Origin of the sequence: Gottfriedia sp. NPDC056225 (assembly GCF_042267765.1) — a bacterium.
GTDB lineage: Bacteria > Bacillota > Bacilli > Bacillales > Bacillaceae_G > Gottfriedia.
Map to the genome: position 1 here is coordinate 169,927 of NZ_JBHJTJ010000003.1, position 22,964 is coordinate 192,890.

Genomic DNA, 22,964 nt, shown 5'->3' on the forward strand with positions numbered 1-22,964 from the left:
AAAGTAGCTTACTATTTTATAAATCATATAACTTCGCTTAATTTTACTTTAGATAAAGAGAAGCCAGGAGGAAGGAAAATGGGGAAAAGAGTAAAGAAAAGTAAGTTTGTATCAGGCTTTACCGTATTAGCTCTATCATCTAGTGTTGTTATAGCACCGATTGCACATGTAACAAATGTTTCAAAAGCAGCAGGGAAAACAAAAACAGAAACAATACTAGCAAGTTTAACTTCCCAGCAACGAGCTGCTTTAAAACAAATTTCAACAAATGAAGCGACAGGACTTCAAATCTCAAAGAATGTTGATCAAACTACTTCAAACCAAACTTCTGTTATTGTAGAGTTTGCTAATAAGCCAGCTAAAGTTGCTCAAATTGAAGCTCAAGTAGATGGTAAATCATTATCCGAGTCGCAAGCGGCGAAATTAGTGGATCAAGATCATGCAACATTTAATGATGAAGTTGGCCAAGTTCTTAAGGACGAAAATAATAAAAAGGTAAACTTTAAAATTAAACGCTCTTATAAGAACGCTTTTAACGGTGTGTCAATGAGTCTACCAGCAAACCAAATTAAGAACCTACTAAAATCAAAAGCTGTTAAAACAGTATGGAGTAATGAGAAGTTTTCAATTGATCCTCCGAAGGAATCAGATAAGAATAGTGAGTTAAAAGCAGACGAGTCAAAAGTAGCGAACTACACTCCGTATGATGGATTGGATAAGTTACATGCTGAAGGTTACACGGGTAAAGGTATTAAAGTTGGTATTCTTGATACTGGTATCGATTATAACCATCCTGATTTAAAAGATGCTTTCAAAGGTGGATATGACTTTGTCGATAATGATAATGATCCAATGGAAACTACATATCAGGATTGGGTAAAAGCTGGTAAGCCAGGTTCGGCAGATGGAGCTGACTATTATACTGAGCATGGTACTCACGTAGCAGGTATCATTGGTGGACGAGGTGCAGCAAATAGCGAGTACAAACAAGTTGGAGCAGCACCTGAATCTGATATTTACTCTTATCGTGTACTAGGTCCTGGTGGTGTTGGGACAAGTGAAGCGATTATCGCTGGTATCGATAAAGCAATAAAAGATGGTATGGATGTTATTAATATGTCATTAGGTGCATCATTAAATGATCCACTTTATGCAACTTCCATAGCGGTTAACAATGCCGTATTAAGTGGTGTAACGACTGTTGTAGCTGCAGGAAATGATGGAGACCAAATGGACACTTTAGGATCTCCTGGAGCAGCAGCTTTAGCATTAACGGTCGGAGCTTCATCAGTAGCGATTGATCTTTATCAATATAACGGCACACAAGATGGAAACAAATATGACTTTAGACAATTAGCTCAAAACTATTCAGACGATATAACAGCTTTAAAAGGGACTAAAAATCAGTTAGTCGATGTAGGATTAGGCTATCCGGAGGACTTTACAGGTAAAGATTTAAAAGGAAAAATAGCGTATATTCAACGCGGCGACATCGCATTAATTGATAAAATCAAAAATGCAAAAGCTGCCGGTGCTGTAGGCGTCTTAATGGCAAATAATGTAGATAATAAAAGTGAGGGTGCGATTCAAGCATTCTTAGGCGAGTCGGTAGATGCAATTCCTTCATTCTCAGTATCATATGAAGATGGATTGAAAATTACAGAAGCAGTTAAAGCAGGTAGAAATGAAGTTGCTTTTGGTGATTATTCTAAGCTACAAACAGCGTCTGATGAATTAGCTACGTTTAGTTCAAGAGGTCCTTCACGAGTAAATTATGATATTAAACCAGAAGTGACAGCTCCAGGTGTTTCGATTCTTTCAAGTGTACCGTTTTATGTAAATAATAAAACAGGTGATGGCACAAAACCAGAAGATTATAAATATGCTTATGAGCGTATGTCTGGTACTTCAATGGCAACACCGTATGTAGCTGGTGTATCAGCATTATTACTTCAGTCAAATAAAGACTTGCAACCTGAAGATATTAAATCTATCTTAATGAATACAGCTGATCCTTTATCACAAGCATATAGCGTATTTGAAGTAGGTAGTGGACGCGTAGATGCTTATGAAGCAATTCACTCAAACGTAGAATTAGAAGTAGTCGACAAAACACCTACAATAGTAAATGGCAAAGAAAAATTGATTAATGAGTTAACTGGTGGGATGAGCTTTGGTTCATTTGGATTCGATGATAATGATATTGCAGATTCACGAAACGTTACTTTAAAAAATCGTAGTGAAAAAGCAAAGACATTTAAAGTAGACGTGAAATATCAAACTGGATTAAGAGGATCAAAGGACGCAGCATCAAATAAAGTAACACTTTCAGGCCCTACATCAGTTAAGTTAAATGGAATTAGTTCAAAATCAATTAAGTTTAACTTAAATATTCCTAAAACAGCAGAAAAAGGGACTTATGAAGGATATGTTACATTTACGAATACAGCAGATCCAACTGAACAATATCAAATCCCATTTGGTGTTCGTGTTGTAGAAGAAGGAATTAAGTCATTTGATTTATACAATCCGCTTTATTCTAATAAAATAACAAACCCAACTTATGCATATCCGTTTATGGATGGAAGTGTAGCATTAAAAACTAATATGAAAACATTAGATGTTGTGATCCAAGACCCAACAACAGGGGAAGATTTAGGATTGATTGGTTCATTTAATACATCAGTAATGAAAGAAGATGTAGTTTACAGTATTGGTAGACTTGTTGGAGCAGTTTACTATCCATTCACTGGAGATGCGAAAAATCCAATAAGTAGTAAATACGAAACAATTAAACCAGGGCACTACAAACTAAGACTTGTAGGTGTAAGTGATAGCGGAAAAACGTTTGCTGAAGCAAGGGACTTTATGTTGGAATATGGTGTTCCTAATATGACATCAAGCTTTGATAAACTAGATCAAAAGGTTATCGAATACAGTGATAGTCAACTAGATGAAAATGGTCAAATGTTGTATGACTTCAATATAAACGTAAATGACCCAGAAATTGATGAAGCTAATAAATATGGTATTAAAGCTAATCAATCAGATAATACGATTGTTTATACTTATAACTCATTCTTCCCATCGTTACCAATCAATGTAGATAAAAATGGGGACTATAAGGATCAAATATTAGTTGATAGCCAATATCCAGTACTACCTCTAACATTCTATGGTATGGATGCAGCGTTAAATCCAACTGCTCAAATTAGAATCGCTTTCGTAAAAAATACAACTCCGTATTATTACTTAAAAGCGAATAAGCAAAACATTGTACCTGGTGATACTGTAAATTACTCTGTAAAAGCAAATAATATCAGTAATTTAAAAACAACTAAATTAACAATTCAACTGAACAATAGTCAAGGCACAATTGATAATATTAAAGTGAATGATGAAGTTAAAAAATATGGCGACGCACAAGTTACAGTAAAAACATCTCCTACAACTTGGGACTATATTACGCAATACGACTTTACTTTTACTTACTCAGGTTCAGCTAAGCTACCTGAAGATACTCAATTGTTTAATTTTGATATTAAAACACTTGATAAATCATTTACAACAGGTTCTGCAATAAACTTCTCTGGTAATGGTGCATCAACAGTTGATACATCAAATGTAGAAACGAAAAATGTATACACTTATATTGAAGGCTACAATGTTAAACCAACTGTTTCAAAACTAACAGGAACACTTCAAGTAGAAGGTGCAAAAGACCCTGAAACAGGTGAAACAAACTATGCGATTGATCAAAGTAAATTAGGTGCAAAAATTACACTAAATTCTTATGATGGTAAAACAGTATTACAAGCACCAATTACATCAAAACAAGGTGACTATGCGTTTGATGGTGTTAAACTAGACAGCAAACCTTATACTTTATCAGTAGATGTACCAGGTCACTTTACTATGAATCAAAAAATGGATACATTATTTGATAAAATCCGCGGTGATTTAATCGGTAAACAATTACGCTACTTATTAGATGTTGCACCAGCTGGAGATGCAAATAAAGACGATGTAATCGACGTTTTAGACGCATTAGCCGTACAAACATACTGGGGCACAAACAAAGCATCAGCTGACTTTAACTTTGATAAAGTAGTTGATGCAAAAGATATGGATTATGTAATTAAGAATTTCGGATTACAAAATTCAACTGTTCCAAATCCGCCTAAAGCTAAAAAATCATATAAAGGTGCTACATTAGATAGTATCTTAGCAGAATTAGGATTGAATAATTAAGGGCCGGAAAAAAACAGGAAAACAAGAAGTACTGGAAATTCAAAGGCAGCCTTCTCCCGATGATTTTTGGGAGAAGGCTTTTTAATTGAAAAAGTGACTAATAAATCTTCTAGTCTTTTAGTGTCTGTATAAGAAAATCAACATTCCCCCAAACAGATTTCACATCTTCTTTCAACGTCTATTCTTCCAAAACCTTACTCTATACACATAAAGAGATTCAAATCGGGTTAACTTAAAGGAATAAAGGATGTTTAGGGAGACTTTTTCATGAATAAGAAGTTTATTTATTCAGCTCATATTTATATTTTAGTTATTATGTCTACCGGTTTTATGTTACATGTTTTTATTGTTCCAAGTGTTTTGACATCAACTCATCGAGATTCGTGGATTACGGTTGTTGCTAGCATTCTTCCTTTTGTGATTTGGACATTGTTAGTTTTTTATATTTATAAAAAACTGAAGAATGAAGATATTTTATCTTTAATGTTCAAAGTTTTTTATAAACCAATCGCTTACGTTTTATCAGCTATTTTGGTAGCTTATTTTTTATTAGCAGCATTCGTTACTTTTCGATTTACATTTATATGGGCAAATATAAATTATACGCAGGATATTCCAGATTTTATTGTTGTGTTATTAATTGTATTTATTTGCTTTTATGCAGTTTACAAAGGGATTCATACAATCAGTACGGTTGCATTTTTAATTTTACCGCCGGTCGTTTTTTTTGGATTTTTAGTAGGCGTTGGCAATGTTAAAAACAAAGACTATGGATTACTATTTCCTGTATTTGAAAATGGGTATCATGATTTTTTCCATGGGTTTATTTATACTTGTTCTGGATTTTTTGAGTTGATTTTTATATTATTTTTAAATTCATTTTTAAAAGATAAAGTAAAAATAAAATGGCTTATTATAGTAAGTTTTATATTATTAATGTTAATTTTGGGACCATTGACAGGGGCAATAATGGAATTTGGACCTGTTGAAGCAGAGAAAATGAGAAATCCAGTTTATGAGCAATGGAAACTTTTAACGCTAGGACAGAATATTACTAGATTGGATTTTTTATCAATTTATCAATGGTTGTCAGGCGCTTTTATTCGGATTAGTTTAAACTTGTTTATCGCAAATTACATTATCAATTATGGCGGACGAAAGAAATGGAGTTTACCAGTATTATCAATTTCACTATTAGTGGCAGTTATGGTTCCTTGGAATGCGTCGTCTTTTTATAACTTTTTACAGTACTATTACTTTCCAATCAATTTATGTTTTTTAATATGTTTAATGGTAATCTTTTTATTTATCTCAAAATTAAAAGGTGATTCAGCATGACAAAAGAACCGAGAACTCTAAACTTACTAGAATTTATGGAGTCATTTAATCACTCGTCAGATATCGATTTTAGAACGAAATCATATCAAGAAGGTGAAGACTCGCATTTTGTGATCATTATGTTTTGTCCAAACTTAATTGATATGCAATTTAGTAATCAAATTATCAATGACATTTTTAATATAGTCCAAAAAGAAGAGAAATTTAATTTTGAGTTATTAAGAAATATAGTGGAAGTTAAAAGATTGAAGAAAGAATCTAATCTTAAAAAAGAAGTTGAAGAAAATTTATTTTCGGGGGATTTAGTCATATTTAGTTCCTACTTAAATGATGTCTTCTTTATTTCAGTTGCCAATCCTCCTAAACGAAGTCCTGAAGAGTCTAATTTAGAAAATTCTATTCGTGGGCCAAGAGATGGATTCGTTGAAAATATTTCAGATAATATGGCATTAATTCGTCAAAGACTTAAGACATCAACATTAAAAAGTGTCGAGTATACAATCGGTGAACGAAGTCGAACGAAGGTTTTATTAGTTTACATTGAGGATATTATTAATCCTTCAATTCTTTCAGATGTGAAACAACGTCTAAGTTTAATTAAAAAAGATGTGGTATTAAGTAGCTATGAAATTGAGGAAGCTTTATATGATAAACCTTTCTCAATATTTCCTCTTCTAGATAATATAGGTAGGCCAGATTTCATTGTACAGTCATTGAATCAAGGGAGATTTGCGGTAATTGTTGATGGAAATCCTACTTGTCTAATTGGTCCAACAAATTTAAATCAGCTCGTATATTCTCCAGAGGATATACATGCCAGTTTTTATTATGTGAATGTCGTAAGGTACTTAAGAATAATGGCAATCATCACAACGATTTTTCTACCTGGTTTTTATATTGCATTGATAACGTATCATTTAGATCAAGTACCATATCCATTCCTTGCGACAATTGGTATGTCAAGAAATGGGTTGCCATTTTCAGCACCACTAGAGGCGACTTTAATGTTAGGTTTTTTTGAATTATTCAAAGAAGCGGGGATTCGTTTACCAAAAGCAGTAGGACAAACTGTAGCTGTTTTAGGAGGGCTATTTATTGGTGATGCTGCTATACGAGCAGGTTTAACCTCACCATCTATGCTTGTTGTAGTAGCTGTAACTGTTATTTCAGGCTATACATTAATTAATCAGAATATCTCAGGAAATATTGTCATTCTCCGCTTTTTAGTTTTATTTTTATCATCTGGTCTAGGTTTAATTGGATTTTTTACTGGCTTTTTTCTATTAGGAACAATGGTCGTTTCATTAGAAAGCTTCGGTCAACCTTATATATCATTATTATCAGTTCCAAGTAAATCAGACTTTTTAAATGTTGTTATAAAGTTGCCACAAAGATTTAAAGTGAAAAGAAATCAATCACTCCATCCTGTTGATGAAGACCGTCAGAAGGAGTGAGAAATTAGATGAAAAAATTACTAATTATTACGTTGATGGTATTTCAATTATTCGTTTTAACCGGTTGTTGGGGAGAGCGAACGATTATTGATCAAACATTAGTCACAAGTTTTGGAATTGATTTTAAAGACGATCAGTTTGTTGTAACGATTCAAGCTCTTAATTTTTCGAATATCGCTAAACAAGAGAGCGGTGCATTACAAATACCTGCTCCACCGTTAATTGGTCAAGCAAAAGGTAAAAGTATACAGGAGGCGTTTACTAAATTAGAATCAAATTCACCAATTCCTTTATATTACGGACATATAAACAGTGTCATTTTGAGTAAATCAGTCATCGAAAGTAAATTAAAGGAAGTTAATTCATTTATAAGCGGAAGACCATTATTAAGATATACAATGTGGATTTATGGTACGGATCGGGATATCAAAGAAATCCTATTGAGTCAAAGTTTCTTTAATTTACCTTTTTTATATACAGTAGTAACGAATCCTAATGATAAAAGTAGAGGGGACTTAATCGTTTTAAGCATGCAATTCCATCAATATATTTCGAGATACAGCCAACCTGTTGGGACTTTGTTAATTCCTTCATTAGGGATCGAAGATAAGAAATTTGAAGAAAAAAATTTAGATAAAGTAGCTTATATTAATGGTGCTTACGCTGTTTCTCAACAAAAATATAAAGGGCAAGTAAGTGTAAAGGATTTAAAAGCATTAGATTTTATTGAACAAAAAAATTATACCTTACCACTTACACTTGATTCAGGTAATTTAAATTTAGTAGTTAGAAGTTCCAGAGGATCAGTTAAAGTCGTAAAAGGTGGTAAAAAGCCAAAGTATATTATTAAAGTAAAAACAAAAGTAGCGATCGTGCAAAATGAGCATCATCTAAGTAAGAAGAAAATTTCTGCAAAAATTAGTAGGAGAATAAAAAAAGAGATTTTAAAAACAATTAAAAAAGGAGAAGAGCTTCATGCAGACCTGCTCAATATTTCAGAAAAGCCTTATCGGTACGATCGTAAAGAATGGGATATAAAAACGTTAAATGAAATCGATATTAAGTTAATAAAAGATATTAAAGTTGATGTTGATATTTTAGGCAGTAAAGTTTATAAAAGATAAAAATGTAACGAAAAGAGAAGAAGCATAAAAAGAAGGTAATTTTTAAAATTCTACCTTCTTTTTTTTGCTCATTTTTATCGAAAATGAATTATGATAGATAAGAACAAAGTAAGTTTTTTATTGTGGGGGTGAAGAATTTGATTTTTGTGATTGGAGGAGCTCGAAGTGGAAAGAGTTCTTACGCAGAAAGAAGAATAAAAGAATTACAATCAAATCAAAATGATGTTGTTTATATTGCTACAGCTATTCCAACAGATGGAGACATGAATGAAAGAATAAAAAGACATCAAGAAGAACGTTCAAGTGATTGGCATACTGTTGAGCAATATAAACAATTTAACAAGTTAAAAATGGAAGGAAAATTTTTACAAGCGAAGTATGTAATAGTAGATTGCATGACGGTTATGATTACTAATTTAATGTTCGAACGATATACCGATATTGATTTTGAAACGATAAATAATGAACAAATTAACGAGTTAGAATTATTTATAGAAAAAGAAGTGAATGAACTGATTGATGTTTGTAAACAACTTGAAAAGTCATTATTAATTGTATCGAATGAAGTAGGATATGGACTAGTTCCAGCTTATAGGCTTGGCAGGATTTTTAGAGATATTGCTGGGCGAATAAATCAAAAAATTGCATCTAGAGCTGAAGAAGTGATCCTCGTCACAGCTGGTATACCACTAAGAATAAAGTAGGAGTAGCGATATGAATCGATTTAAAATGGTACTCAGTTTTTTTTCAACAATACCAGTTAAAAACTATGAGTTTATAGAAGCTGAACTAGGAAAAGGAATAAGATTGGTTCCTTTAGTAGGAGTATTATTTGGTATTATTCTTGTTAGTTTGGAAAGTGGAATATCGTTCATTTTGGACAAAGATGCGGTAGCTTTTCTTATTTTACTATTATATTTACTTTTAACAGGTGGATTGCATTTTGATGGAGTTGCAGATACATCAGATGGAATATTTAGTCATCGTTCAAAAGAAAGAATACTCGAAATTATGAAAGATAGTCGTATTGGTGCTTTTGGCGTTATTTCTTTAATCATTCTATTTTTAGGAGACTGGTTATTTCTTACGAAGAGTACGGCGTTTGTGATTTTTTTGTTTCCGATTGTAGGAAGATGTATAGCTCTGTTTGTTTGTCGATTAAGTACTTATGCTAGAAATGAAGGATTTGGTAGTCAGTTTATTATAGAAGCAAAAAAAAATAGTTCTGTCATTGTATTAATTTTATATATGTTACTCATTTGTTTAGGCAGTGTCTTACTAAACGAAATGGGGATTATTATGGCAATCTTTGTGACATTTATTTTCGTCGGATTTGTAACGAAGAGGATCAATCAAAAAATTGATGGAATTACTGGGGATGTCATTGGATTTACGATTGAAGTGTCTCAATTATGCTTTTTAATTTTTGCTGTTATTGGTGAGAGATTAATATGAGAATAATTTTAATTAGGCATACAGAGAGCATTGGAAACAAACAGAAGGTTTATGCAGGGAAGACGGATTTTGATCTAACGGAAGCTGGCTTACTTCAAATGAAAAAAGTCGTTTCTCAGTTATCCAAAATGATTGATTCGACGTCAAACTACACTTTGTATTCAAGCCCGCTTCGCAGATGTAAGGCATTAAGTGAAGAGATTGAAATGTTAACAGGTGTATCCCAAAAAATTGATAGCCGAATACATGAAACAAATTTTGGATTATTCGAAGGGAAATCATATGCTGAACTTTTAAAAGAAGTACCTGAAATTGTTGAAAAGTGGAACAAAGATTTAATAAATTTTCAAATTCCGAATGGAGAAAGCCTAAAGCAGTGTGCAGATCGAGTGAATGAATTTGTACGTGAGATGATTGCATTGAATGAAGACATAATCGTTGTTACGCATGGAGGCATTATGAAGCTCCTACTCTTAAATTTCCTCCATTTAGATTTAAGCCAATTTTGGAAGTTTTATACAAGTAATGGATGTATTATTGAAATTGAATATAATGATGACTTTGGATTTTTGAAAAATATTATTCAACTTAATTAAGAGGATGAGGAAATTGAACACAAAAAGAATAGTTTTACTTTCATTGTTTATCGCATTAAGTGCAATTTTGTCTAATATAAAAATTATTTATTCAATTGCATTTGATTCATTGCCGGCTTTTCTTGCTGCAATCTTATTATCTCCAATTGCCGGCGGGGTTGTAGGAGCGCTTGGTCATCTTCTTACAGCACTTACATCTGGTTTTCCATTTACAGTACCAGTGCATTTATTTATTGCAATTCAAATGCTTGTGATCGTTTGGATTTATGGCGTATTATTTAAAAAAATAAACAAATACATTGCGATGATCGTCGCAATTATTTTAAATGGTCCAGTTGCAACAATATTAAGCGGTCTATTAATTGCTTATTTAAATCATTCATTTACATTTAAGACTGTGAGTAGTTTTTTTATCTTGATGGTTCTGCCATTAACTTTAGCATCAGCGGTAAATATTGTATTAGCATATATACTTCAAAAGGTGATGAAACGTGCAAACTTCAAAATTTAGGGATTTAACTTTAATGCAAATAGATTCAAATCGATATTTTACAATAGCATGTGATAGCTGCGGTGGAATAGGGATGAGTGAGCTTGATTACATAAGAGTTGATGAAGAAATAGTTGGTTATTTAACTGCAAAATTATGTTTAGTTGAAACGCTAGCTTTTCGTTCGAAGCCTAAAGTGTTAATTAATACATTATGTGTAGAAATGGACGGTAGAGGGAAACGAATTATAAACGGTATTGAAAAAGCGATAAAAGAATATAATGAAGCAAATTTTTACGAAGATGATTTAAATATAAATATTACTGGAAGTACTGAAGAAAACATACCAACAAAACAAACGGGTTTAGGAATCACTTTAATGGGTGAAATCTATAATCCATTTAATAGAAAAGAAGTAAATTCGGGTGACGTGGTCATATTGATTGGTTATCCAAAAGTAGGACAAGAAGTAGTAGAAGATTTGAATGAAAATAAAAATGAAATCATTAATTTTAATTCATTAAAGCAGTTAACTAGTAACAAAGATGTTTCTGATGTTTTACCAATCGGTTCAAAAGGTGTGCTATTTGAATTAAATCAATTGATGGAAACACATAATAAAGAGATCAAATATTTAAATCAAACTAGCATCCAGTTACATAAATCAGCTGGACCAGCGACATGTGCACTAGCAATTATTAAAAAGGATTCTATTGAAGAATTAAAAAGATTAATCCCACAGCCACTCACTTTATTAGGTGAAATTAAATAATGTTATTGGAGAATAAAGATGGCAGAAGCTTTAAAGGATATATATAACTATAATTTAATATTAAAAATTGCAAATGAGATCAAGAATGTATATAAAGATTTTAATCGCGATACTTTTATCGATAAAATCTTCGATGAAGAGTGGGAAGATAAAACTTTAAAGGAGAGAATGAGACATATTACGATTTGTTTAGGGGAGTTATTACCTAGTAATTATGAAATATCGATTGAGATTTTAAGGAGTATATTAAATAAGTTTCCAACAAATCAACTAAGTAGTATTATTTTTCCTGATTTTGTAGAGGTATACGGTTTAGAAAATTGGGATCAATCGATGGAAGCGCTAGAATTATTTACACAGCACTCAACTTCTGAATTTGCGGTTAGGCCGTTTATCGTTCAAGACCAAGAACGAATGATGGCTCAAATGCTAAAATGGTCTACTCATCATAATGAACATGTAAGAAGACTTGCAAGTGAAGGATGTCGTCCGAAATTACCGTGGGGGATGGTTCTAAAAAGCTTGAAAATAGATCCAACTCCGATTCTTCCAATTTTAGAAAACTTAAAAGAAGACGAGTCATTATATGTTCGTAAAAGCGTAGCGAATAATTTAAATGACATTTCAAAAGACCATCCTAATCTAGTATTAAAGATTGCAAAAGAATGGTATGGAAAAGATCCAAATACAAATTGGATTATTAAGCATGCATGTAGAACTCTTCTTAAAAAGGGGAATATAGAAGCTTTAACGATTTTCGGATTCCAAACGACAAATGCAATCAATATTGAAAATTTCCAATTGCAATCAGACAAAATAGAAATCGGTGAGGACCTAAACTTTTCATTTAAGATTCATAGTGACGAACCGACCCCTACAAAAATTAGAATCGAATTTGCAATTGATTACGTAAAAGCAAAAGGAAACCGCACAAAAAAAATCTTCAAAATATCCGAAAACACAATCGAGAAAAACAAAACATTATCATATAACAAATCTCACTCATTCAAAAACTTATCAACAAGAAAGCACTACCCTGGCCAACACACGATCAGCCTGCTGATTAACGGCGCGGTATGTGGAAGTTGTGACTTTATTGTAGAGTAGAATTGAAAAAGGAACTGTCTCAAGTCGATCTACTTTGAGACAGTTCCCTTTATATTATGGAACAAATTATGTATTTTGTTTATAAAGTTGTGAACTTTGATCATAATTTACCCATTTTTCGTGCATAACAAGAGTGTTTTTGTGCATAAAATTGCTTGAAACCGATTTATGGTAAGTTATGCAATAGTTACCGACGCAATTTCAAGTAAAAGCACAAAAAACCCGCTAGAAATTCGTAATTCCGTGCGGGTTTTCACTATTTGTGTGCCAACTATCTCTTATGCATCATCACATCTTCTGTTAAAGGAGTAAAACCAAGTTTTTCCTGTAGGACTACTTTAGGAATTTGAGACTTAGTTATTGTAACAGTTGTTACTTTTCGATTAATGTTCTCATTATGGATGACTGACATAATATCATAAAAATATGGAATAGCTGCATCTGTATATGCTACAGCTAAAATTTCAGAATACTTGGTGTCAGGACGTATTGTAATTCCGCAATAGGCGATAGTTTGATTTTCCAATTTACATTCAACTGCATAGTCAAATTCTATAGAGTTATAATATTCATTCATCATAGCAACTTGTTCATTAGTAAGAATTTGTTGTTTCATTTTTAAATCTTTCCAAACATTAAATTGAAATTGATCTTTTATTTCGAAAGTAAATCCAGGGATATTTTGTATAGTTTTAATAAGTAGTGGATAATGTGCCCCAACAATTTGTGAACGACTTGTAATATTGAAACCTTTAGATACGAAATAATCTATTTGTTTTGACCATTGACCTCTAAATCGCTGTGCAAGTAATTTTCCGCCATATTCTTCACTTATAGCAAATTGGTAAACTCTTTCAAATAGTTCATCTCGTACAGTATCCTCATACTCTGGTAATACCCATGGATAGCCTAACGATACAAATTCTCCCTTTCCGGAGAAACTCATATATCCTACAAGTTCATCCCCATCAAATGCAAAGCATCTAGATTTCTCATTAAATTCCGACTGATTTTCAAATAGTTTAGGAGACAATGTTGCTTTCCAGGCATACCTTAAAGAATTCGTTATTTTATTCCAAAAATCATACTGTAAATCAAGATCTGAAGGACTCTCATAAAAACGATAAGTTATTGTCATATTACAATCCTTTCTTAAATCATACTAGTTTAATCGTAACAAATTTAAATCAGTAAGGTTAGAAATTTTTATTAAAATGCACTATTTAACATTTATTAGGCGAAAAATAAATATCACATTAATTACAGTATGATTTTATAGTCGTTCTGTTGCCTATAACATTGAATTCAGACTGCAGCAAAACGCACGTAAAGTGAAATGGATTCAATCTATAGATTACTTATTTAATAGATAAGTCATATTTTAACGCTGTGAATAAGGGGGTATCAAAAGAAGAGTAATTTGAATAAATGTCGTAGTGTAAATACGAGTGTTGAAATGTGCAAATAAGAATACAAAAACTGAAAATAAAAGACGAAGTGCAAATAAAAATAGAGAATCTGCAATTAAATTCTCTAGAATCCCAAATTAGATAAGATATTACCTATACGGGTTAGGGTATCCCAGCTTAATTATTGCTAAGAAGTAGATACTCAATAGTGGAAATTAATAAAATTGCTCTATTTCTTTAAAAAAAGTGAAGAAATTTACTAAATATTTGTAAATGATGAACATAAAATCAAATCTAACAAGAAAATCAAGCGAATATCCCCCGACAGATCTCGAAAGTTAAAAAGAGGCCTCCTATAATCAGGTACTCTGACTTTTAGGTCGGCCTTTTAAAATTATCTTTTTCGATTAATTAGATTGTAAAGCACTTACTTCAAATGGATCTGCAGTTGTTTTATCACCTTTATATACGACGGAGTATTCTACACTTTGTACTGTAGAAGTTGCTTTAATTTGATCTACAATAATGAATGCAGTTGATTTGTCAGCACTAAGCGTGATGCTAGTAGGCGTGATTGTTTGCTCGGTACCGCCATTTATACTTACTGATACTTTTAAATCTTTAATTGATAATGTAGAAACACCCATATCAAATTCAAGTGTTAATTTTCCATTTGTCGCATCAATATAATCGAGTTCAGCAGTAGGAGGTTTAATTGCATCAGTATATACTTCTAATAAATCATTATATTCGTTTGTTAGATCTTCTTTAAATGTTGCTGATGTGCGATTTAATATAGGCTTAACAGATTTCAAGATCGTATTCGCTTTTGCTAATTTGCCATATTCCAGTAGATCAGCAGTTTGATCCAACTTTTTAGAAATTGTAACGTCATATCGATACTGTTTATATTTAGAAGATTGATCTTTATACTCATTCAAGAAAATTTTTCTTGTTTTTGCATCATAAACGTGATTATAAAGAGATAATTGCTTCGATGATACATATTTTCCTAGTTTACTATGTGCAACGATCACAGCATCTAAATCTTCATCTAAAACTGCAGTTTGAAGTTCAGATTCAACCTTTACAGAGTTATCTAAAGATGTCGTTGCTTTTAGATAAGGTTCAACACGTTTCGTAATATACATTTTATATGTGTTATTAAGGTCCGTTAAATATTTTTTCTTTGCCTTCTTGGAATATTTATTGATCGTTTGTTTTGAATAATTATATTGTTTTTTTGCTTTGTTATATTCAGCTACAACAGTAGCTTTATTAGCTAATTTACCAGTCTTTTGAACTGGGATGTAATACGAGTTATATGCTTTTTTCATTTGAGCTTTTGATTCGTTAACTATTTTACCAACGTAAACTGTTGCGCCAGTGGAAGTAGGTTTAGTTAATACAACGGAACTTGCAATAATAGCACCAACTGCTGCCATATTAATAATTGATTTAATTTTCATTCGTTAGATCTCCTATCAGAAAATGATAAATAAAATACAAAACTTTGTAAAAATAGGTGAAGGTGTAAAGTTTAATTAATAATGATTATCATTTTCATTAAAATCATATACGCTATTGAGAACTAATGTCAATTATTTTTTTTTATACATTAAGAAAATAGTAATTGGTAGCGGAGAAAAAATAGAAGTGGTTTTCATTTTTAGATAATACTTATAAGTGTAACAACGACTCTGTTTTCTTTAAAAGCTTTAGAGTGTGGAGAAATAAAAACCACTTTCACATAATTAATCGATTTATGGTGAAAGTGGATAGAGTAATTATTTATTTTTATCAACTATAACATGTTCAAATTTATTTCCAGAAAGATCGACGTCGTACGCAGATCCAAATCCAACGACATATCTCCCATGGATAGGAGTAAGTTCAAATAATGACATATCAGCTAGTCCTCGAAGTAGTTTTATCATTGATGCTCCATGAATTTCCTCGAACTTGGAAAAAATTTCTTCTTTATGATCATTCCCAATGTTTTCAGACGTGCATTGAAAACGAACACGTTCTCTTGCAAATAGATTAGGTGATTTAGAGTCATCGGCAATCATCATGATATGAATCAATTCATTCTCCTCAATAAATTTATAGTGCTCTGTAATACCACTTATAAAAATATATAGTTTTCCCTCATGCTTAACAAAAGGTGCGTAACTAATAAAAGGATTGCCATTTTGATCTAGCGTACTAATGGAAAAAGTTTTTGATTCGTTAACAAATTCGATATATTTCTGTTTGATTGTTTCAATCGATGGTTGTTTTTGCATAGAAAGCCTCCAGAAAGATGTTTTTAGCTTCTAAAATTATATGTAGATTATAAGCTATTCTAGATGATAACAATTATCATTATCAATTGCAATATGAAATTCCATATTATTCTGTAATTAAATAGTTTTTTTCTTAGTGTAGAGAATTTGCGACGGGAACATAAGGGGAGGGGAATGGTGGAAACCTTTTTTATAATTTTTCTTCATGACAGAGATGGAGCGGAATAAATTGATTCCAAATTAGAAAAAGATTAAAAAAATTGAAAAATCTAATTGACAATTATTCTCAGTGTAAATTATTATCAATTCGAAGGGTGTAATTGATAATGATAATCATTAATAACTAAACATGAGGAGTTATCTATGAAAAAGTTTTTATTAAGCATGTTATCGGTTTTAGTAACTTTTAGCTTACTAGCATTTAATACTTCGGTTTCTGAAGCAGCAACAAAAAAAATCACTGTAAAGGATTTTGCAAATAGAACAGTGACATTTAAGAAAGCTCCAACACGAGTAGCGATATTAAGTGCTGGTGATCTAAGCACAGTTAAAGCATTAGGTTCTAAAATTGTCGGCCGTCCAACGACAGTTACACCAGTTGATTCTAACTTGAAAAAAATTACTCAAATTGGAACAGTTTATTCACCAAACTATGAAAAAATTGTTAGTGTAAAACCTGACGTTGTTATTGCGACTACTGCATTTAAAGCAAATATTAAAAAAGTAGAAAAGCTTGGAGTAAAGGTTGTTATCACTTCTGGAGCATCAGTTAATGATATTAAAAAAAGTATTACTTTACTTGGGAAAGTGTTAAACAAAGGGAAAAAAGCAAAAGTATTAACAGGTAAAATTGATAGCCGTATAAAAAAATTTAGTAAAAGTAAAACAAATGTTAGAGCTGTTATTTTGTTTGGCTCAGGTTCAAATTCTTTAGTTGCTCTTCCAAGTTCATTCTCAGGAGATGTATTAAAGAAAACAGGTGGAGTAAATATAGCTTCAAGTTTCTCACAAGTTAAAGATTTCCCAGGTTATGCAAACTTAAGTACAGAGAGAATTGTTAAAAGTAATCCAGATGTTATTTTTATGATTACTCATACAGACCAAAAGAAAACAAAGGCAGCTATGGTTAAGCTAATGTCTTCAAGTTCATGGAAAAATTTAAAAGCAGTTAAAAAGAAAAATGTTATTTTCTTACCAAGTGACTTATTTGCAGCTAGTCCAGGTGTGAAAATTACGAATGCTTTAGATTATATGAACAAAGAGTTATTAAAAGTTAAAGCTAAGAAAAACAAATAATTAAATCGATTAATAGGTGATATGAATTCTATTATCATATCACCTTATATTTTTTCTATTTATGAAATACGGGGGAACTATATGATGGAGAGGCAATCTAATGTAGTTGAAACACAGAGTGAGCCAATAGCAATTAAAGAAAATAGGGTACATCCGTTTACAAAGAGACGAGTAACAACACTAATCTTTTTATTAATTTCGATTGTACTGGTTGTACTTTATTCAACAATTACCGGAAGCGTTAAGCTTAGTCTACATGAAGTTTGGGAAGGTTTATTTAATTCAAAGGATGAAATGCTTCATACAATTGTTTGGGAGTTAAGATTACCACGAATCATTGTCGGATTAGTAGTTGGGATGTGTTTGGCAGTTTCAGGTACAATCATGCAAGGTGTGATGAAAAACCCGCTTGCAGATCCTGGAATAATCGGTGTATCTTCAGGAGCTGCATTAATGGCAGTCATTATTATGATTGTTCTCCCTCAATTCATCATGTTATTACCAATCGCTGCTTTTTCAGGTGGTTTTGTAACAGCCATGTTGATATACAGTTTAGCGTGGCAAAAAGGGTCATCTCCTTCAAGAATTATATTAGTAGGAGTAGCTGTAAATTCTGTAATTGGAGCTGCGATGAGCGCATTAATGTTATTATTTAGCGACCGAGTTCAAGCAGTTTTGCCATGGATGGCTGGAGGGATTTCAGGAGCATCTTGGGACCAAGCAAAGGTCGTTTCAATTTATGCGGTACCTGCTTTAGTCTTATCGCTTTTTGCAATTAAACATATTAAGATTCTTAACTTAGGTGATGAAGTAGCAAAAATCCTTGGTCATAATGTAGAGCGTAGCAGATTCTTTTTAATCGTAATTAGTACATTTTTAGCCGGTGTTGCGGTAAGTGTGTCTGGATTAATCGGCTTTATAGGACTTGTTATTCCACATATTTTGAGAATGATTGTTGGAAATGACTATCGATATGTTTTACCATTATCAGCATTAGGTGGGGGAGTATTTCTAGTACTTGCAGACACAATTGCACGAAGCTGGTTTGACCCAATTGAATTGCCTGTAGGTGTATTACTTTCTTTCTTAGGTGGACCGTTCTTCCTATACATTTTAAATAAAGGAGGAAAAACTCGTGCTTTTAACTAAGGATATTTCTTTTGCACATTCCGAAACATTTTCACTAAAAGATATTAATGTGGAAGTTACTAAAGGAGAAATTGTTAGTCTAATTGGACCAAATGGCTCAGGTAAGTCGACAATGCTAAGAATTATTTCAAATCTCTTAAAGCCTAATGAGGGTGCTGTATTATTAGATGGAAATGAAATAAAGAATCTAAGTAGGCAGGCAATCGCAAAAAAATTAACGATGCTTCCACAAATTCAAAACAGTGAACTTGATCTAACAATTAGAGAACTTGTTTCCTTTGGCAGAAATCCACATAAAGGCTGGTTTCAAAAGTTAGATGATGAAGACGAAAAAATCATCGATTGGGCGCTAGAAGTTACCAACTTACAGTCATTTGAGTTTCGATTTTTACAATCACTCTCTGGTGGAGAAAGACAAAGAGCCTGGATTGCAATGGCAATAGCACAACGCCCAAGTGTACTTTTATTAGATGAACCAACAACTTTTTTAGATATTGCTCATCAATTGGAAGTTATGGAATTAGTTCAAATGCTAAATGATCGATTTGGTATGACAGTTATAATGGTTCTTCATGATATTAACCAAGCTGCTAGTTATAGCGATCGGTTAATAGTAATGAAAAATGGGCAAATCAAATACGATGGAAATTCGGAAAGTGTTATTTGTAAACAAATGTTTCATGACATATTTGAAATAGATGTAGAAATATACAGTAACGGTAACCGACCGTTTTTTACACCAAAAAGAAATATAAGTAAAACGAATGAATATGAGAAAGTACGTTTTGTAAAAAGCTAAGCGAAAAAAGAAATTATCTTTTGGTGTGTGGAAGTCAACTTGCACCGCGTTCAGATGAAAATAGGAGGTATTTAAAATGATTATGACTACGAATACAATTAAAGTTGTAAAAGGTCATGCTGACGAAGTAATTGAACGATTTAGAGTTTCTAAAGGGATACATAAATTTCCAGGTTTTGTTAGAATGCAAGTTTTAAAAACAATGGATGTAAAGGAATATGATGAAATTAGAGTATGTACAACATGGGAGTCAATGGAGAACTTTCATAACTGGGTAAATTCTGATTCATTCCGTGGAGCTCATGCAAAACGCACTGAGCAACAGGCTTCTAAAGAGAATAGCATTATGTTAGGCTCACAGCTGACTTGCTATGAAATTCAAGTTGAGCATTTACCAGAAGAATATAATTAATCAGAGTCCAAAACGGGCTCTTTTTTTTGTGCATTATTTTGAATAGTATCTTGTTGAATTCTAAATAAAGACTTTCTAATCCAATACATAATTATAAACCTAAAGGTAACGATAGGAATATTATTGGACATGAATAGAAAGGACAGGAAAACAAAGTTAAAATTATGATTTTAACTTTGTTTTCCTTGGTCCTTCTTACCTGAACGTCTTAAAATGAGATTTTATCACGCTTGTAATCTAATTGATTTGAATGAGACATTTTATATGCCATTACACCAAATAAAACTCCAGATAAGCCTCTGAAGATCGTTGACATGATCATTGCAGTATTCATACTGAATGATTCAAGCAAAAATACGCCGACTTGTGGGGCGATAAAGGCTATAATTGATAGTAAGAAATTATAATTAGCAATATAAGAAGTGCGATGTTCTTCTTCTGTTGATTCTAATAAGCTATTAAATAAAATTAAAACAGTTCCAGATACAAAAAAGCCTGATGTAAAGTTTACAAAAAATAAGTAAATATAATTAGTAGATAAAATATTTAAAATAGGTGCAGAAGCCATTCCTATTGAAATCCAAATTAATAATTGAGTATTACTATATCGATTCGCCATCTTTGCCCACCAACGGAAGCTGACGATTTGAGAAAGTTGGTTGCTTACAGTAAATAAACTAATCCAAAAAGCAGTAGCATGGGCATATCTTATTTGATAAATCGAAAATAAAGACCAAGCCATTTGCCATGCGAAGTTAAAAAAAAGTGCACAAACTAAAAAGGTTATATACGGTTTATATTGAAAAAGATGTTTTGAAAATGGAGAGTAATGAGTAGAAGTTTCAATTGTTTGCTTCTCCTCTTTATGCTTCAAAATATAGTAGAACTCAATCATTCCAAATATAAATGCAAATAAAAAAAGTAATTGATAAGGGATAGCGCTTTTGGAACTTATCGATTTCATACAAAATCCAGCTACAAGTGTTACAACCATTCCTGTAAAGGTAAGAATCCTATTACGATTACCAAAAAAAGTGTTCCGACGATCTGCTGGAATTAAGTCTCCAATAAAAGCTTGCCAGCTTAAATTTAAAAAGGTTCCAGGGAAATTCATTAGTGCGATTAATATAACGAAAAACCATGAGATATGATCTGATTTAATAAATGGTAGAAAAACCATTATTAATAGAAAGAATCGAGTGAAAAAAATTGAATAAGCCGTGAATTTTCTTTTTTCCTCTAACTTGTTCACCATAAAAGCAGCGGGTAGCATTGCGGCCATACCGACAATTGAAGGTAAGGAAGAAATTAAACCTACTTGATAATTTGTAGCACCTAAAATTGCGATTGCAAACAAAATAAAGTAATTGTTTGATAAGCTTATGGCAATTGTAGAAGCGGCACCATTTTTAATACTCTGGTATTCATTGTGTAGTACGTCTTGTTTACTGTAAATCAACTTACTTTCCTTCTTCCTTTTTTTGATATTTCTTAATTTAGTACAAAATGAAAATAAAACAATCGATTTCAAATTTTTGAATAATTCATTAGAACAATAGCATATTTATACGGTGAATTCTATGTTTTGGTTTCAAGTTTTTATGTAAAAAAATGGGTATATTTTAAAAGGGAATTTCCAAAAATTAGCTATTAATTTCAGAGTTTTAAAATTGCATTTTATATTAATTTTTAATAAACTAGAATAATCTGTCTGATTGTAATAAAAGTCTAATTTAAACATATTAAATATTGGAAAGAACATTTTTTAATGGTTAAGCCATACTAAAGTTAGAATTGACGTAAAAATAATCTCAATTATTTCATCGTCAATTTTTTATTTAACTTTAGTTTTTAATTGGCGAGCGATGACGAGTACTCTGCGTAGTAACCGGTTCTAGAAATTAAAGTAATAGTGCAACTACGCCTACGGCCCTCACATCGCCCTAAGACTGGCCAATTGGCAAATTTTCTTTATTTACATATGAACAATATACGGCAAGGAGAAGTGACATATGTTTTCACCAGTTTACAAAGTAAATGATGATGGAGAAATTTACTTAAGTACAAAAGGTTTTTCAGTAACTTACGACCAATTTAAAGAGGATGAACAAGGCAACGCATACGTTATCGTAAAAAGCGCTGAAGAACCTCTGATTAGAGTAAAACTACTTCTACATAATATTGGTAATGCGAAAACACCAGAATTAGAAGTAAAAAACAAATCAGGATTAGGTCAGGTGGAAATAAGATTACTTCGAGTAAAAATTAAAAAGTTTAAAAATGGATGGGGAGCAAAAATCGCTTTATCGAATGGTGAGGTGACGATTAAGGGAGATATTCCTAAACATGTCAAAATTCAAGTAGTTCGAAAGGTAAAATTAGCCTAAGCATTTGTTCTACTATTTTTTAAATTCATATGAAAAAACTATATTTTAATTTATTTTTTTGGACTAATTTATAAAATTTTTGGTGTCTATTAGCAATCTAGCTAGTAGGCACCTTTTTTATATTGACTTTCCATTCTAGAAAGAACATATATTTGAGTTTATTTGCAAAGGATAGATTCGAAATATTAGTAATTTTATTAAGAAAAAATTAAGGATTCTATTGCATAATTCTCTTATTCAATTCTAAGGAGTGGGGATCAATATGGAAAATTTAGAATCAAATTTAGTAGAAAAAAATCAAAAAGCCAATTTGAAAAATAATCGTTCATTTTCTCCTAAAGTTATTTCAATTTTACTAATAGTAAATTTGGTAATTGGTGTTTTTACTTTAATCGGAGTTGGTTATTTAAGTTATAAAAATAATAGCCGTACTGAAATGATGAGAGGTTTCCGAAATGGAGGAGGCTTTCAACAAAATGGTGGCGGAGGCTATTTTAATCAACAACCACCAGCATCTGGTAGCAGCAATTAATAAGAATTTATACAAAAAAAGAGTGAAAATTTTTTGCTATTTTGGAAAAACTTCATGATAAGGACTAAACAATCTTTCAGATTACATATGATAACGAAATTTTGA

General features: G+C 31.8%; 20 protein-coding genes. 16 read left to right on the forward strand and 4 right to left on the reverse strand.

Annotation, left to right across the window (positions count from 1 at the left end; translation table 11 throughout):
• The first annotated feature begins 78 nt into the window (after positions 1-78).
• The 10 genes from ACFCYN_RS04160 (at position 79) to ACFCYN_RS04205 (ending at position 12,587) form a co-directional block, all read left to right on the forward strand.
• Complete coding sequence (locus ACFCYN_RS04160; protein ID WP_375947720.1) at positions 79-4,251, forward strand: S8 family serine peptidase; 4,173 nt, start codon at positions 79-81, stop codon at positions 4,249-4,251.
• 267 nt (positions 4,252-4,518) lie between these two features.
• Positions 4,519-5,589: a GerAB/ArcD/ProY family transporter gene (locus tag ACFCYN_RS04165; RefSeq protein WP_375947722.1), complete on the forward strand. Its 1,071-nt coding sequence runs from the start codon at positions 4,519-4,521 to the stop codon at positions 5,587-5,589.
• A complete protein-coding gene (locus ACFCYN_RS04170) occupies positions 5,586-7,043 on the forward strand; it encodes a spore germination protein (protein WP_172445952.1) in 1,458 nt (485 codons plus the stop codon). Before ACFCYN_RS04165 ends, ACFCYN_RS04170 begins: the two co-directional genes overlap by 4 nt.
• A gap of 8 nt (positions 7,044-7,051) precedes the next feature.
• Positions 7,052-8,167, forward strand: coding sequence for a Ger(x)C family spore germination protein (locus tag ACFCYN_RS04175; RefSeq protein WP_172445951.1), 1,116 nt, complete (start codon positions 7,052-7,054; stop codon positions 8,165-8,167).
• 146 nt (positions 8,168-8,313) lie between these two features.
• Positions 8,314-8,871: a bifunctional adenosylcobinamide kinase/adenosylcobinamide-phosphate guanylyltransferase gene (gene cobU, locus ACFCYN_RS04180; protein ID WP_375947833.1), complete on the forward strand. Its 558-nt coding sequence runs from the start codon at positions 8,314-8,316 to the stop codon at positions 8,869-8,871.
• A gap of 10 nt (positions 8,872-8,881) precedes the next feature.
• Positions 8,882-9,622, forward strand: coding sequence for an adenosylcobinamide-GDP ribazoletransferase (gene cobS, locus ACFCYN_RS04185; RefSeq protein WP_375947725.1), 741 nt, complete (start codon positions 8,882-8,884; stop codon positions 9,620-9,622).
• Positions 9,619-10,218: a histidine phosphatase family protein gene (locus tag ACFCYN_RS04190; RefSeq protein ID WP_375947727.1), complete on the forward strand. Its 600-nt coding sequence runs from the start codon at positions 9,619-9,621 to the stop codon at positions 10,216-10,218. Before cobS ends, ACFCYN_RS04190 begins: the two co-directional genes overlap by 4 nt.
• A gap of 13 nt (positions 10,219-10,231) precedes the next feature.
• A complete protein-coding gene (locus tag ACFCYN_RS04195) occupies positions 10,232-10,729 on the forward strand; it encodes an ECF transporter S component (protein ID WP_375947728.1) in 498 nt (165 codons plus the stop codon).
• Positions 10,710-11,480, forward strand: coding sequence for a hypothetical protein (locus tag ACFCYN_RS04200; RefSeq protein WP_375947730.1), 771 nt, complete (start codon positions 10,710-10,712; stop codon positions 11,478-11,480). Before ACFCYN_RS04195 ends, ACFCYN_RS04200 begins: the two co-directional genes overlap by 20 nt.
• 18 nt (positions 11,481-11,498) lie before the next feature.
• A complete protein-coding gene (locus ACFCYN_RS04205; RefSeq protein WP_375947732.1) occupies positions 11,499-12,587 on the forward strand; it encodes a DNA alkylation repair protein in 1,089 nt (362 codons plus the stop codon).
• A 271-nt stretch (positions 12,588-12,858) separates the two neighbouring features.
• Here ACFCYN_RS04205 and ACFCYN_RS04210 read toward each other — a convergent pair whose 3' ends face one another.
• From ACFCYN_RS04210 to ACFCYN_RS04220, 3 genes are all read right to left on the reverse strand, one after another.
• The gene (locus tag ACFCYN_RS04210; RefSeq protein WP_375947733.1) at positions 12,859-13,725 is read right to left on the reverse strand and encodes a hypothetical protein; all 867 of its coding nucleotides are present in this window, start codon (positions 13,723-13,725) and stop codon (positions 12,859-12,861) included.
• Between the two features lie 678 nt (positions 13,726-14,403).
• Positions 14,404-15,465 (reverse strand): Surface layer protein, encoded by a 1,062-nt coding sequence (locus tag ACFCYN_RS04215; RefSeq protein WP_375947735.1) that lies wholly within the window; start codon positions 15,463-15,465, stop codon positions 14,404-14,406.
• A 318-nt stretch (positions 15,466-15,783) separates the two neighbouring features.
• Entirely contained in the window at positions 15,784-16,284 is a 501-nt protein-coding gene (locus ACFCYN_RS04220) for a HugZ family pyridoxamine 5'-phosphate oxidase (RefSeq protein WP_172445942.1), read from the reverse strand.
• A gap of 363 nt (positions 16,285-16,647) precedes the next feature.
• On the opposite strand from ACFCYN_RS04220, the gene ACFCYN_RS04225 reads away from it, so the two are divergent.
• The 4 genes from ACFCYN_RS04225 to ACFCYN_RS04240 all read left to right on the forward strand — a co-directional run bounded on the left by ACFCYN_RS04225 (position 16,648) and on the right by ACFCYN_RS04240 (position 19,940).
• Positions 16,648-17,580 carry an ABC transporter substrate-binding protein gene (locus ACFCYN_RS04225; protein ID WP_375947738.1) on the forward strand — a complete coding sequence of 311 codons (933 nt, stop codon included), beginning with the start codon at positions 16,648-16,650 and terminating at the stop codon, positions 17,578-17,580.
• 81 nt (positions 17,581-17,661) lie between these two features.
• A complete protein-coding gene (locus ACFCYN_RS04230; RefSeq protein WP_375947739.1) occupies positions 17,662-18,729 on the forward strand; it encodes a FecCD family ABC transporter permease in 1,068 nt (355 codons plus the stop codon).
• The gene (locus ACFCYN_RS04235) at positions 18,716-19,528 is read left to right on the forward strand and encodes an ABC transporter ATP-binding protein (protein WP_375947741.1); all 813 of its coding nucleotides are present in this window, start codon (positions 18,716-18,718) and stop codon (positions 19,526-19,528) included. Before ACFCYN_RS04230 ends, ACFCYN_RS04235 begins: the two co-directional genes overlap by 14 nt.
• Before the next feature lie 76 nt (positions 19,529-19,604).
• Complete coding sequence (locus ACFCYN_RS04240; RefSeq protein WP_172445938.1) at positions 19,605-19,940, forward strand: antibiotic biosynthesis monooxygenase; 336 nt, start codon at positions 19,605-19,607, stop codon at positions 19,938-19,940.
• 208 nt (positions 19,941-20,148) lie between these two features.
• Here the strand turns inward: ACFCYN_RS04240 and ACFCYN_RS04245 are convergent, their stop codons facing one another.
• Positions 20,149-21,399, reverse strand: coding sequence for an MFS transporter (locus ACFCYN_RS04245; RefSeq protein ID WP_172445937.1), 1,251 nt, complete (start codon positions 21,397-21,399; stop codon positions 20,149-20,151).
• A gap of 553 nt (positions 21,400-21,952) precedes the next feature.
• Between ACFCYN_RS04245 and ACFCYN_RS04250 the strand changes: the two genes are divergently transcribed.
• Positions 21,953-22,327, forward strand: coding sequence for a hypothetical protein (locus ACFCYN_RS04250; RefSeq protein WP_098120197.1), 375 nt, complete (start codon positions 21,953-21,955; stop codon positions 22,325-22,327).
• 262 nt (positions 22,328-22,589) lie between these two features.
• A complete protein-coding gene (locus ACFCYN_RS04255; RefSeq protein WP_098120196.1) occupies positions 22,590-22,859 on the forward strand; it encodes a hypothetical protein in 270 nt (89 codons plus the stop codon).
• The last annotated feature ends 105 nt before the right edge of the window (positions 22,860-22,964 follow it).